The sequence below is a fragment of the Ruegeria sp. BC3 genome (assembly GCF_056539265.1).
The window spans coordinates 365496-378394 of the sequence record NZ_JBQFUP010000004.1 but is presented as its reverse complement, the minus strand read 5'-3'; the positions used below and the strand labels follow the sequence as shown (position 1 = coordinate 378394).

The following is a 12899-nucleotide window of genomic DNA, read 5'->3' as shown; positions in this document are numbered from 1 at the left end:
TTCGTCACAGCAACCCTTCGGCGCGCAGCAATTCCTGCATGTTGGCCTCGGGGCGGGGGCCGATATGGCTGATGACTTCGCGGGCGCAGACATTGCCGATCTTTGCGCAGGTCTCATAGTCCCGGCCTGTGGCCATACCGAACAGGAACCCGGCGGCGAATTGATCGCCTGCGCCGGTTGCGTCCACCGGCACAACTTTTTCGACCGCTACGTCAACGCGCTGACCGTCATGCAGGACAGTCACACCATCGCCGGAACGTGTGCACACGACCAGAGGGCAGATAGCGGCGGTCTTGGCCAGCGCTTCCTCCAGATCGTCGGTTTCGAACAAGGATTTGATCTCGGCCTCGTTGCCGATCACGAAATCCAGTTCGTTTTCGATCAGCAGCAGGAAATCGACCCGGTGGCGTTCTACGCAGAACGGGTCGGAAATGGCGATGCCTGCCTTGCCGCCGCCTTTGTGACAGTTGCGCGCGGCTTCAAGAAACGCCGCCTTACCCTTTTCCTTGTCGAACAAGTAGCCCTCAAGGAACATGATCTGGCTGTTGCCCGCAACCTCTTCCGAAACGTCCTGAGACGACAGTTCCGAAGAAATCCCAAGATAGGTGTTCATCGACCGTTCGCCATCGGGAGAGACAAAGATCATTGAGCGCGAGGTCGGCAGTTCTCCACCCGGGACCGGAGGGTTCACGAAGTCGACGCCGTCTTCGTTCATCGCGTCCGCATAGAACCGGCCCAGAGCGTCGTCGTGGACGCGCCCGATAAACGCCGAATCCAGCCCCAATGCGCCCGCGCCCGCGATCGTGTTGGCGACCGATCCACCCGGCGTCTGTACCCGGCCTTCCATCGCGGCGTACAGCAACTCGCCTCGCTCCTGTTCGACCAACTGCATGATACCTTTTTCAATGCCCATCAGTTCCAGAAAACTGTCATCGGCCTGAGAAATCACGTCGACAATGGCATTTCCGATGCCGGCGAGTTGGTAGGTTTTCATAGGTTTTTGTCCTCAAATTCGCACAGATCGCGGATGATACAGGTGCCGCACATGGGTTTGCGCGCCTTGCAGTGATAGCGGCCATGCAAGATCAGCCAGTGATGCGCATGCAGCTGGAAATCGGTTGGAATGTTGTCCTCGATGGCGCGCTCGACGGCGTCGACATTCTTGCCGGGGCAGATGCCAGAGCGGTTGCCGACCCGAAAGATATGCGTATCCACCGCCTGCGCCGGGTATTGCCACCACATGTTCAACACCACATTGGCGGTCTTGCGTCCGACACCGGGCAGAGATTGCAGTGCGGCACGGGAATTGGGTACTTCGCCGCCATAGTCGTCGACCAGAATTCGGCTGAGCTTAATGACGTTTTTGGCCTTCTGCCGGAACAGGCCGATGGTCTTGATGTGCTCGATCAGGCCCTCTTCGCCCATATCCAGCATCTTCTGCGGTGTGTCGGCGATCTTGAACAGCTCTTTGGTCGCTTTGTTGACGCCTGCATCGGTCGCCTGCGCTGACAGGGCTACGGCGATGACCAGAGTATAGACGTTCACGTGATCCAGCTCCCCCTTGGGTGCGGGGTCGGCGTCGTGAAAACGCGTAAAGATCTCGCGGATCGTGTGGTATCCAAGCTGCTTTGCCATCCGGGCCTTAATGCCGTTCAGGACGCGGCGATACAAGTGCAAAGCCAATGCGCATGTTCCGGGTCGCGAGGGCGTGGCGCGCAGGCTATGCTTGAGACAAGACAACGAGGTGAGAGTCATGAACGTCCAGACCCCGGAAAGCGGATACCACTACAACGTCATGCGCCGTGCCATCGACCTGATCGATCAGGGCGGCGAGGGCCTAAGCCTTGAAGAACTGGCCCGCGAGATGGATATGAGCCCCGCGCATTTCCAACGGCTGTTTTCACGCTGGACCGGTGTGTCGCCAAAGCGGTACCAGCAGTATCTGACCCTTGGCCATGCCAAGGCGCTGTTGCACGAACGGTTCACCACGCTGGAGACGGCGCACAATGTGGGCTTGTCTGGCAGTGGTCGTCTGCACGATCTGTTCCTGAAATGGGAATCTATGAGCCCCGGTGAATACGCCCGCAAAGGCGCGGGGTTGACGATCTATTGGGGCTGGTTCGAATGCCCCTTTGGTCCTGCGCTGGTTATGGGCACCGATAAGGGCATCTGTGGCATGGCCTTCGGGGCCGAGACCGGCGAAGAGGAGGCGATGGAGGACATGATCTCGCGTTGGCCAAACGCAGAGTTCGTCGAAGACCCGATGCGACTGCGCCCTTGGGTCCTTAGCGCCTTTGGTGCGGCCAGCGACCGATTGGAGCCCACGCCGCTCTACCTGATCGGATCACCTTTGCAAATAAAGGTGTGGGAGGCACTGATGCACATTCCGTCCGGTCAGGTCACGACCTATTCCGAGATTGCCCAACGCGTGGGATCGCCTCAGGCGGTGCGTGCCGTCGGAACGGCGGTGGGGCGCAACCCGGTCAGCTGGCTGATTCCCTGTCACCGGGCGTTGCGAAAATCCGGCGGATTGGGCGGTTATCATTGGGGCCTTCCAGTCAAGCGTGCCATGCTGGCTTATGAGGCCGCGCAGGCCGACGCTTAGTCACACCAAAAAGAACCTGCCTGCCCAAGTGACCTGTGATAGTCAGGGCCTATGAGGCAGCCAAGCAGAAACATCACGCAAACCATTGCGGCATGGGCCATTCCGGTATCCCTTGCGGTACTGCTGCTCAAGCTGCTGGCGTGGTGGGTCACCGGGTCTGTTGCGCTGCTGTCGGATGCTCTGGAATCGGTTGTAAACGTTGCAGCGGCGCTACTGGCGTTTTTTGCAGTGCGAATCTCGGGAATGCCGCCGGACAAAAAGCACCCGTTCGGGCATAAGAAAGCCGAATACCTCTCGGCTGTGGTCGAAGGTACACTGATTGTCCTCGCGGCCCTGTTGATCCTGCGCGAAGCCACGTCGGCGCTGTTTGAGCCGCATCTGGCGGGTGCGCCGATACTGGGCATTGCCATCAACATAGGTGCAACATGCCTGAACGGTATCTGGGCATTTCTGCTGTTGCGGTTCGGTCGGCGCGAAAACTCACCTGCATTGGTCGCCAGCGGTAAGCACATCCTGACCGACCTGATGACTTCGGTCGGTGTTGTTGTCGGCCTGCTGGTGGCGATGGCGACGGGGTGGTTCATCCTGGATCCGATCATCGCGATCCTGGTGGCCATCAACATCCTGTGGGAAGGCTGGAAGGTCATCCGAAGCTCGGTCGACGGTCTAATGGACGCTTCTTTGACCGACAGAGAGTTGGGTGCCGTGCGCGAAACGATCGAGGCTAATCTGGGACCTGCGCTTGAATATCATGACCTGCGGGGACGCCGGTCAGCCAACATGATTTTTGTGGAATTTCACCTTGTGGTGGACGGAGCGATGTCGGTCGCAGACGCGCATGTCATCTGCGACGACATTGAAGAAGCCTTGGTCCAAAAGTATCCCGGTTCGGTGTTTGTTATCCACCTAGAGCCGGACACGGAACTGCATCAGTCGAAAGCAAAACCGGCATAGCAGCGAAGCGCAATCTGCGCCTCGCTATGTGGTCAAGGGTGGCGACTATCAGGCCGTCCAGCCTGAGACGGCCTTGACCTCAAGGAAATCCTCAAGCCCCCACAGCCCGCCTTCGCGTCCGTTGCCGGATTGCTTCATGCCGCCAAAGGGCGACCCTGCGCTGCGCGACTGGCCGTTCATCTCGACCATGCCGGAGCGCAGCACGCGCGCCAAACGGTTGGCGCGGTCGCCGTCCTGTGTCTGGACATAGTTGGTCAGGCCATAAGGCGTGTCGTTGGCGATCTCGACGGCCTCTTCTTCGGTGTCAAACGGGATCATCGTCAGAACCGGGCCAAAGATTTCCTCGCGTGCGATTGTCATCTGGTTATTGGCATCGGCAAAAACCGTGGGGCGCACATAGTAACCCTTGTTCAGACCCTCTGGCCGCCCAGTGCCGCCCGCAACCAGACGTGCGCCTTCATCGATGCCTTTCTGAATCAGGTCCTGGATCTTGTTCCACTGCACCTCGTTCACGACGGGGCCGATATGGCGGCCTTCGTCCTGCGCGCTGCCGACCGAGACCATGTTGGCCACTTCGGCCGCAGTCTCGACCGCCTGATCATAGATCGGGCGCTGCACCAACATACGGCTGGGGGCGTTACAGCTTTGGCCCGTGTTGTTCATCATGTGCAGAACGCCACGCTTCACAGCTTTTTCATCGGCGTCTGCGAAGACAACGTTCGCGCCTTTGCCGCCCAGCTCTAGATGCACTTTCTTCAAAGTATCGGCTGCGTTTTTTGAGATCGCTGTCCCGGCGCGGGTTGAGCCGGTAAAGCTGACCATATCGACATCCGGATGCGCCGACAGTTGCGACCCAACGCCGACGCCGTCGCCATTGACTAGGTTGAACACACCGGCAGGGAAACCGGCCTCGTCCATCATCTCGGCAAAGATCATCGCGTTCAGGGGGCTTTGTTCGGATGGTTTCAGAACCATGGTGCAGCCTGCAATTGCTGCCGCACCGACCTTGAGCGTGACCTGATTCATCGGCCAATTCCATGGCGTGATCAGAGCCGCGACGCCAACGGCCTCATAAATGATCCGATCATTCGGAGCATGATCACCCAGAGGGCGATCAAATTGAAACGCCTTGGCCGCTTTGACAAAGTTGCTGAGGTGCCAGATTCCCGCACCAGCCTGCTGCGTGCGAGCCATATCGATAGGCGCGCCCATCTCAAGTGACATGGCTTGTGCCAAATCCTCGGACCTGGACTGGTAAATCCCGATCAGCTTTTCGACCAGGGCGATGCGCTCTTCCACAGGTGTTGCCATCCAACCGGGCAGGGCGGCTTTGGCAGCTGCAACGGCGGCGTCCGTGTCGGCCTGCGCGCCCAGCGAAATAACGGCGCAAGGTTCTTCGGTCGAGGGGTTGATCACCTCGAAATCATGCGGCTCGGATGGGGCGACCCATGCGCCGTTGATGTAGAAATTGCGCTTTTCGATCATCGCGTTTCCTCCTGATCCTATGGCCCGGATAACGGGAATTTGCGCTACTCTGGCACTGCCCGGTCAGCGTGGCAAGGAGGAATTTGATCAAATTATTTCCTCAGAAATCCGTACCCTTTTGGTCTGCGGATGGTTTAACAATGGCCCAGAGTTATTAGGTCTTTGACGACCGACTCGGATATTTTACATCGAAAGGAGATGCCCCATGGGTTTGCGCATCAACGACACCGTTCCGAATTTCACCGCAGAAACGGATCAGGGCACCATTCAGTTTCATGACTGGATCGGCGACAGCTGGGCAATCCTGTTCTCGCACCCCAAGGATTTCACTCCGGTCTGCACCACCGAGTTTTCTGCCGTGGCGCAGCTGAATGACGAATGGGCCGCGCGCAACACCAAGGTCATCGGTGTATCCGTCGACAGCGCCGAAGATCACCGAAAGTGGAAGAAGGACATCGAGGCCTATGGCAAGGCCAACCCCGGCTTCCCGATTATCGCTGACGATGGTTTGGCCGTTTCCAAGGCGTTCGACATGCTGCCGGCCGAGGCTTATCTGCCCGATGGGCGCACCCCCGCAGACAGCGCGACCGTGCGTTCAGTCTTTATCATTGGCCCCGACAAACAGCTGAAACTGTCGATGACCTACCCGATGACCGTCGGTCGCAACTTTGCAGAAATCCTGCGTGCGTTGGATGGGCTGCAAATGAGCTCGAAAGGCGTTGCGACCCCTGCAAACTGGGTGCCGGGCGAAGACGTTATCATCCCTCCTGCCGTCTCGAATGAAGAGGCGAAAGAGAAGTTCGGCGAGTTCGAGACCATTTTCCCGTATCTGCGCAAGACAAAGGCGCCCAGCTAAATCAGCACGGGCGGGGCTATTGTCCCGCCCGATACAAAAGGCGTTCAGGCGGCATTGTGCTGCGGGAACTGATATAGCCTTCGACGATAAGCGGCGCGCTTGAACTCCCGCGTTAGCTTGTCAGCCAGCGGCGGGCTGGTCTGAATGGTCGATCCGCCGATCTCCTGAGCGACTTCCTGATTGCCGCTGCCCTGTAGCGACAGAATCGGCTGGCCGGTTATCCAGTGCATCTGCAGGAACGTATCCACTGGGCGATCGATCTTGTTCGTTACTGCCAGCAAACGTTCAGCCGCGCGCCGACCCACCATTTGACAAACACATTGCAGGCCTATGACCTTGGGCAGGATCAGGCGTAGCCCGTTATGCCTGGCCAGAGTCAGCGCCGCGTTTTCGCGTTGCTTCACGGGAATACGGATATAGTGATCCTCGGTCGCGATCGGGTCCAACATCTCTAACGCTTCGGACATGCGGCTCGGATCAATGCGCAGATCGTCTTCGGTGATGATCGCGCGATCTATCTTTTCATCCACCAGCTTGCGCCAGATACGGCGGTGGCTTTCAAAAACGCCGATCTCGGCTGCGCGCAGCGGAAAAGGGTATCTGGGCCGGTACAGATCGCCGGGAAACAGCTGAACATCGGCGATTTGTTCGGGGTCTTTGCCATTCACGGCCTCGAACAATTCTGCATTCGGCAGAGCGGCGCACAGACGTTCGGCGTTGGGCCGTCGCGCTGCGCTTGAGGTCATGTGGATGACAAAAGACTTCATGGCGTCGTGCATAGAACACGGTGGCCTTGGGGGAAAGAGGAACTCGAAAGAAACACCGTCCCGTGATCTAACCGATGGTTTGGCGCGGGGCGCGTTGACGTCAGTGCGATTGCCTCAAAACATGTTATACTCGTTGAAACGGGCAAGTTACCTCAGACGTCGGGCTTTGAACTGTTCAGAACAGGAGAAGACGATGGCCTTTACAGATTGGTACCTTGAAGGGGACGCGTTTGGGAATTGCAACTGCAGCTATGCCTGCCCCTGTCAATTCGAAGAATTGCCAACCCACGGCAACTGCCGCGGCTTCGAAGTGCTGGACGTCTCCAAGGGCCACTTTGGCGATCTAGATCTGTCTGGCACCAAGGCGGCGCTGATCTACGCCTGGCCCGGCCCGATTTTCGAAGGCGGTGGAGAGATGCAGGTGATCATTGATCCCAGTGCATCAGACGCGCAGCGCGCGGCGCTTGAGAAGGTCTTTCATGGCGAGGAGACCGAGGAAATGGCCACCCACTGGTTCGTGTTCCGGGCCATGTGTGACACGGTCCACGACACTCTTTATGTGCCGATTGATTTCGAAATGGATATGGACGGACGCAAAGCCCGGGTCGAAATTGGCGATGTTCTGCGATCTAAAGGCCAACCAATCCAGGCGCCCCACGGCGGCGGTGCGCATCGCGTGCGGATTGATATCCCCGGTGGGATCGAATTCACTTTGGCCGAGATCGGAAGCGCTTCGACCAAGGCGGATGCGGCGATCAAGCTTGATCTGAATGACAGCTATGGCCAGTGGCATGTGATGAAACATGGGCCGTCCGGGGTGGCGCACTAACGGTCAGAACAAGCGGGCGCTGTAAGGCAGCGCCCGCTTTGCATGCGTGTTTGCGGTGATTAGACCAGCCAATCCGTTTCGAACGTTACAACATCTGTCGAACCGTCGCTGCCCGCGATTTCAATCTGAGTCAGCCCGCCGATTTCCGTAACGGTGACATTTTCAATCTGATCTGCCTGCGCGACCACTCCGGCCAGATCCTGAACCTTGAGGGAACCGCCCAGGGGGTCGGGTTCGTCTGGGGCAGCGACCGCGTCGGTACCGATACCGATTTTCTTGCCGGGCGCGTCATCCGCGGACACGAAAACAAACTGGTCAACTTTGTTCTTTGGGTTGATCAACGAATCCGGGCCGAACACATTTGCAATGATCCCACCTGCGTCTTTGACCAAAAACGTATCGGTGACATCGTTCCTGTTGATCTGGATCGTAAAGCTGCTGCCGTCGATATCCAGCAATGTCACCCGGGGATCGCCGTCCAGAGCTGCTTGCAAGAGCGCCTGATAGTCGCTTTCGCCTTTGGCGGATCCACCGACCAGATCGCCGATTCCTCCGACTGCGCCCAGTTCATCGTCCACATAGTTTTTGCTAGTGCCGATGATCTTGCTGTTTTTGGTATTGTCGGTCGCCGAGACCACATTGAAGGACTCGCGATTGTCGCCAACGTTGCCGCCAAAACCGCTGTTCTGGTCTAGCAAAGACATATCCGCATTCACCCGCAACGTATCCGTAACACCAGCGTCGTTGGTGATTTCCAACGTGTATCCGTCGCAATCCAGCCCGGTGACTTTCACACCTTCAACATTCCCGCCGAGCGCTTGATAGAACAACTCGACCATATCGTCATAAGTCGAATTGGTGCTCATGATGCCGTCGAAATCGTCGCTGGCTGTGCTGACATTCCCAAAATAGTACTTGTCGCCTTCCACCAATGTGACGCTGTTTGTTTTTGCGGCTCCGTCGCCGACATCAACTGCAATCTGCTTGGCCATTTTTTCACCCTTTAACATGATAACTATGTGCGAAATTTACACCTGATGGATGAGCAGCTTCACGTTAATTCCGGGGTGTTTTGAATTAAGATTTCCTAAAGTTCATTAAGGCGCGTTCAGAAACGCTGAGGCACAAAAGACAAAGGCCCCGGTGTTTCCACCGGAGCCTTTGCTATTGAAAAGTAGGGCAGATTACTCTGCGTCTTCTTTCTTTTCTTTCTTCTCGGGAACGATCTCTTCGCCGGTCTCCTGATCGACAACTTTCATCGACAGGCGCACCTTGCCGCGGTCGTCAAAGCCCAGAAGCTTGACCTTTACTTCCTGACCTTCCTTCAGAACATCCGACGGATGGTTCAGGCGGCGGTTCTCGATCTGGGACACGTGGACCAGACCGTCGCGCTTGCCAAAGAAGTTCACGAAGGCGCCGAAATCGACGATCTTCACGACTTTGCCGGTGTAAACCTGACCTTCTTCTGGCTCGGCCACGATCGAATAGATCATGTCATAGGCCTTCTTGATCGATTCACCGTCAGGCGAGGCGATCTTGATGACGCCGTCGTCGTTGATGTCGACCTTGGCACCCGAGGTTTCCACGATCTCGCGGATGACCTTACCGCCCGAGCCGATCACTTCACGGATCTTGTCGGTCGGGATGTTCATAGTCTCGATGCGCGGAGCGTGGACCGAGAATTCGTTGGTCTCGGACAGCGCTTTGCCCATCTCGCCCAGAATATGCATCCGGCCTTCTTTGGCCTGTGCCAGAGCGGTTTCCATGATCTGCGGCGTGATGCCTGCGACCTTGATGTCCATCTGCAGCGAGGTGATGCCGTTCTCGGTACCCGCCACTTTGAAGTCCATGTCGCCCAGGTGGTCTTCGTCACCCAGAATGTCGGTCAGAACAGCATAATCACCGTCATCTTCCAGGATCAGACCCATGGCCACACCGGCAACCGGTGCTTTCAGCGGTACACCCGCATCCATCATCGACAGCGAGCCGCCGCAGACAGAAGCCATCGAGGACGAGCCGTTGGATTCAGTGATCTCCGACACCACGCGGATGGTGTAGGGGAAGTCGGTCGGTGCGGGCAGAACAGCCTGCAGTGCGCGCCATGCCAGCTTGCCGTGGCCGATTTCGCGGCGACCGGGCGAACCAACGCGGCCAACTTCACCAACCGAATACGGAGGGAAGTTATAGTGCAGCAGGAAGTTCGATTTGAAGTTGCCGTGCAGTGCGTCGATGAACTGTTCGTCGTCGCCGGTGCCCAGCGTGGTCACGGCCAGTGCCTGTGTTTCACCACGGGTGAACAGGGCAGAACCGTGCGTACGCGGCAGCAGCGAGGTTTCAGCATCGATGGCACGGACATCGGTGGTCGAGCGACCGTCGATGCGCTTGCCGCCTTTGACAACGTCGCCGCGCAGGATGCCTGCTTCCAGCTTTTTCATCGCGGAACCCAGGTTCGCGTCTTCCAGCTGTTCCTCGGTCAACGCTTCCTTGATTGCTTCGCGTGCAGCGGCAACAGCAGCGGTGCGCTCTTGCTTGTCGGTGATCGCGAAGGCGGCGCGCATCTGCTCTTCACCAGCTGCGGACACAGCGGCGTACAGCTCCGAGTAATCGGGGGCGACGAATTCAAACGGCTCTTTTGCGGTCTCTTCGGCCAGATCGATGATCAGGTCCAGAACCGGCTGGATTTGCTCATGCGCAAAGTTCACGGCACCCAGCATTTCGGCCTCGGACAGTTCGTACGCTTCCGACTCCACCATCATCACGGCGTTCTTGGTACCGGCAACAACCAGATCCAGACGCTGTTCGGGGTTTAGGCGCAGGTCCTGCATGTCGTCCACGGTCGGGTTCAGCACGTATTCGCCATCCACGAAACCAACACGGGCACCGGCGATCGGGCCCATGAACGGCGCGCCGGAAATGGTCAGAGCAGCCGAGGCAGCGATCATCGCAACGATGTCGGGATCGTTGACCAGATCGTGGCTCAGCACGGTGCACATGACCAGAACTTCGTTTTTGAAGCCGTCAACGAACAGCGGGCGGATCGGACGGTCGATCAGACGCGCGGTCAGCGTCTCTTTCTCGGTCGGGCGCGCCTCGCGCTTGAAGAAGCCACCCGGAACCTTACCGGCGGCATAGTACTTTTCTTGGTAGTGCACGGTCAGCGGGAAAAAGTCCTGACCGGGCTTTTGTTGCTTGGCAAAGGTCACGTTGGCCATGACGCTGGTTTCGCCCAGCGTGGCAATCACGGTGCCGTCCGCCTGACGGGCAACCTTGCCGGTTTCCAGTGTCAGCCTCTCTTCGCCCCACTGCATCGATTTCTTCGTTACATCAAACATATGCGTATCCTAGAACGGAGCACTCCCGCCCCTGCGGGTCTCCGGTTTTGCATGGCGGCCCCATTGCCGCCGACCCCACTTTATCTTCCATTCGAGTGCCGGGGTCAGGGCACAACGTCTCAGATGTCAGGCGCATACATGAGATTGGACCCAAAGGAAAGGGAAACCGAACGCGTCCGAGCACGCACGGCAGGGTCGTGTATTGATGCCGGCTGAGCGCAAAACATTCTGCAAAAAGAATGCGTTTTGAGAAATATTGCTTTGGATGTAACATCTTAACACTTCCCCCAAGGTCGACATGACGGGAGCGCGCCAAGGGATTGGATAATTCATGACCGTCATCCGGCAGAATACCTTGGCGTTTGCACCCAGCGAACAGAGGGGCATAGTATGGCTCAGACCAAGAAAATGCTGGATCCGGATCCACGGATCTATGATTTCGAAACCGAGTACGAACTGGGGCAGGACAACGTCCGCCCGTTCGGTCTGGATATTCACAATCCGGTCTTCCTGATATCCAGTATCCTGATCTTTGCGTTCGTTCTGATCGCATTGGCCAATCAGGAAGCGGCGGCCTCGTTCTTTGGATGGCTCAGGCCCTGGCTAACCAGCACATTCGACTGGTTTCTGGTGTTGTCGGTGAACGCAATCACACTGTTCTGCCTGGCCTTGATCATCCTGCCTGTGGGCAAAGTGCGCATTGGCGGCAAGGACGCCAAACCCGACTATTCCTATCCCGGGTGGATCGCGATGATGTTCGCCGCCGGTATCGGCATCGGGCTTCTGTTTTTCGGTGTGATGGAGCCGGTCTATTACAACTTTGCCGAAGACGGAAACGCACGGCCCTTGGGTATCGATATCGCGGTGCCCGGCAACGAATACGCGGGCGTGATGGGCACCATTCACCATTGGGGTCTTGAGGCCTGGGCCGTCTATGCGGCGGTGGGGCTTAGCCTTGCCATCTTCGCATACAACCTGAACCTGCCTTTGACCCTGCGATCCGCGTTCTATCCCATTCTGGGCGAGCGTGTCTGGGGTTGGTGGGGCCATATCATTGACACGCTGGCGGTGTTTGCGACGTTGTTCGGGCTGACGACCTCTCTGGGGCTGGGCGCGCAACAGGTCGCGGCCGGTTTGAATGAGGTGTTTGGGATCGAACCCAGTTCAACCGTTGTAGTCCTGCTGATCATCGGCATTACGTTGATCGCCATGGGCTCGGTTCTGATGGGGATGGATGCGGGCGTCAAACGGCTGAGTGAGATCAACATGATCATGGCCGTCGGGCTGTTCGTCTTCGTGATCGCTGTGACGGGCTTTGGAACGGCCATGGCGCGGTATTTCAACGTGATGAAGGATTACGTTCTGCATTTGCCCGCCCTGTCCAATCCGTTCGGGCGTGAGGATACCAGTTACTTCCATGGCTGGACGACCTTCTACTGGGCTTGGTGGATCGCTTGGTCGCCCTTTGTGGGTATGTTCATCGCGCGGATTTCGCGTGGGCGTACAGTGCGCGAGTTCATGATCTGCGCGCTGCTGGCCCCCACGGCTGTCTGCGCCTTGTGGATGTCGACATTCGGAGGCGCTGCGATCGACATGCTGAATGAAGGCGGAGCCGAAGGTGTGCATGCGACGGTGATTGCAAGCTATGCCCCCGAAGGCGCTCTGTTCGGGTTCCTGAAAGAACTTCCGCTCTACGGCATCGTGGCACCGATCGCTCTGGTCCTGATCGTGATCTTCTTTGTCACCTCATCGGATTCCGGCTCGCTGGTGATCGACACGATTACAGCGGGCGGCAAGATGGACGCCCCTGTCGTTCAGCGTGTGTTCTGGTGCACGTTGGAAGGTCTCGTCGCCATCGCCCTGCTGCTCGGAGGCGGCCTGGCGGCACTGCAAGGCGCTGCGGTCTCGACCGGTATTCCGTTCACGCTGGTGGTTCTGATGATGTGCTATTGCCTATGGCTGGCGCTGAAGTCGGAGAAGGCAAAGATCTAACGCTCGCCAGGAAAAGCAAACGCCCGCCAAATGGCGGGCGGTTTTTTGAGTTTGTGTATTACGGTCTTTGGTTCGACTT

Annotated in this window: 11 protein-coding genes; 5 read left to right on the top strand and 6 right to left on the bottom strand. The window is 57.7% G+C overall.

Annotated elements, in window-relative coordinates:
• Window positions 1-4: 4 nt before the first annotated feature.
• On the bottom strand, window positions 5-994 hold the full coding sequence (locus ACR0MV_RS13790) for an adenosine kinase (RefSeq protein WP_480702464.1): 990 nt from the start codon (window positions 992-994) through the stop codon (window positions 5-7).
• Window positions 991-1635 (bottom strand): endonuclease III, encoded by a 645-nt coding sequence (gene nth / locus ACR0MV_RS13785; RefSeq protein WP_480702563.1) that lies wholly within the window; start codon window positions 1633-1635, stop codon window positions 991-993. Before nth ends, ACR0MV_RS13790 begins: the two co-directional genes overlap by 4 nt.
• Window positions 1636-1753: 118 nt before the next feature.
• Here nth and ACR0MV_RS13780 point away from each other — a divergent pair, with 118 nt between their 5' ends.
• Both ACR0MV_RS13780 and ACR0MV_RS13775 read left to right on the top strand, forming a co-directional pair.
• Window positions 1754-2605, top strand: coding sequence for a bifunctional helix-turn-helix domain-containing protein/methylated-DNA--[protein]-cysteine S-methyltransferase (locus tag ACR0MV_RS13780; RefSeq protein ID WP_480702463.1), 852 nt, complete (start codon window positions 1754-1756; stop codon window positions 2603-2605).
• Window positions 2606-2656: 51 nt separating this feature from the next.
• Window positions 2657-3559 (top strand): cation diffusion facilitator family transporter, encoded by a 903-nt coding sequence (locus tag ACR0MV_RS13775; protein WP_480702462.1) that lies wholly within the window; start codon window positions 2657-2659, stop codon window positions 3557-3559.
• A 48-nt stretch (window positions 3560-3607) separates the two neighbouring features.
• Here the strand turns inward: ACR0MV_RS13775 and ACR0MV_RS13770 are convergent, their stop codons facing one another.
• On the bottom strand, window positions 3608-5044 hold the full coding sequence (locus ACR0MV_RS13770; RefSeq protein WP_480702461.1) for an aldehyde dehydrogenase family protein: 1437 nt from the start codon (window positions 5042-5044) through the stop codon (window positions 3608-3610).
• A gap of 205 nt (window positions 5045-5249) precedes the next feature.
• Between ACR0MV_RS13770 and ACR0MV_RS13765 the strand changes: the two genes are divergently transcribed.
• On the top strand, window positions 5250-5900 hold the full coding sequence (locus tag ACR0MV_RS13765; RefSeq protein WP_170425774.1) for a peroxiredoxin: 651 nt from the start codon (window positions 5250-5252) through the stop codon (window positions 5898-5900).
• Between the two features lie 44 nt (window positions 5901-5944).
• On the opposite strand, the gene ACR0MV_RS13760 is transcribed toward ACR0MV_RS13765, so the two are convergent.
• On the bottom strand, window positions 5945-6667 hold the full coding sequence (locus tag ACR0MV_RS13760) for a glycosyltransferase family 25 protein (RefSeq protein WP_480702460.1): 723 nt from the start codon (window positions 6665-6667) through the stop codon (window positions 5945-5947).
• 193 nt (window positions 6668-6860) lie between these two features.
• On the opposite strand from ACR0MV_RS13760, the gene ACR0MV_RS13755 reads away from it, so the two are divergent.
• On the top strand, window positions 6861-7496 hold the full coding sequence (locus tag ACR0MV_RS13755) for a DUF1326 domain-containing protein (protein WP_480702459.1): 636 nt from the start codon (window positions 6861-6863) through the stop codon (window positions 7494-7496).
• 59 nt (window positions 7497-7555) lie between these two features.
• On the opposite strand, the gene ACR0MV_RS13750 is transcribed toward ACR0MV_RS13755, so the two are convergent.
• Together ACR0MV_RS13750 and pnp are read right to left on the bottom strand one after the other, a co-directional pair.
• Window positions 7556-8488, bottom strand: coding sequence for a hypothetical protein (locus tag ACR0MV_RS13750; protein ID WP_480702458.1), 933 nt, complete (start codon window positions 8486-8488; stop codon window positions 7556-7558).
• Window positions 8489-8680: 192 nt separating this feature from the next.
• The gene (pnp, locus tag ACR0MV_RS13745) at window positions 8681-10828 is read right to left on the bottom strand and encodes a polyribonucleotide nucleotidyltransferase (protein WP_480702457.1); all 2148 of its coding nucleotides are present in this window, start codon (window positions 10826-10828) and stop codon (window positions 8681-8683) included.
• A 390-nt stretch (window positions 10829-11218) separates the two neighbouring features.
• On the opposite strand from pnp, the gene ACR0MV_RS13740 reads away from it, so the two are divergent.
• Window positions 11219-12820, top strand: a complete 1602-nt coding sequence (locus tag ACR0MV_RS13740) for a BCCT family transporter (protein ID WP_475207003.1) — start codon at window positions 11219-11221, stop codon at window positions 12818-12820.
• Window positions 12821-12899: the final 79 nt, after the last annotated feature.

Coding starts and splice junctions, on each gene's coding strand:
- ACR0MV_RS13790 (WP_480702464.1), bottom strand. CDS start 994: ATGAAAACCTACCAACTCGCCGGCATCGGAAATGCCATTGTCGACGTG.
- nth (WP_480702563.1), bottom strand. CDS start 1,635: ATGGCAAAGCAGCTTGGATACCACACGATCCGCGAGATCTTTACGCGT.
- ACR0MV_RS13780 (WP_480702463.1), top strand. CDS start 1,754: ATGAACGTCCAGACCCCGGAAAGCGGATACCACTACAACGTCATGCGC.
- ACR0MV_RS13775 (WP_480702462.1), top strand. CDS start 2,657: ATGAGGCAGCCAAGCAGAAACATCACGCAAACCATTGCGGCATGGGCC.
- ACR0MV_RS13770 (WP_480702461.1), bottom strand. CDS start 5,044: ATGATCGAAAAGCGCAATTTCTACATCAACGGCGCATGGGTCGCCCCA.
- ACR0MV_RS13765 (WP_170425774.1), top strand. CDS start 5,250: ATGGGTTTGCGCATCAACGACACCGTTCCGAATTTCACCGCAGAAACG.
- ACR0MV_RS13760 (WP_480702460.1), bottom strand. CDS start 6,667: ATGAAGTCTTTTGTCATCCACATGACCTCAAGCGCAGCGCGACGGCCC.
- ACR0MV_RS13755 (WP_480702459.1), top strand. CDS start 6,861: ATGGCCTTTACAGATTGGTACCTTGAAGGGGACGCGTTTGGGAATTGC.
- ACR0MV_RS13750 (WP_480702458.1), bottom strand. CDS start 8,488: ATGGCCAAGCAGATTGCAGTTGATGTCGGCGACGGAGCCGCAAAAACA.
- pnp (WP_480702457.1), bottom strand. CDS start 10,828: ATGTTTGATGTAACGAAGAAATCGATGCAGTGGGGCGAAGAGAGGCTG.
- ACR0MV_RS13740 (WP_475207003.1), top strand. CDS start 11,219: ATGGCTCAGACCAAGAAAATGCTGGATCCGGATCCACGGATCTATGAT.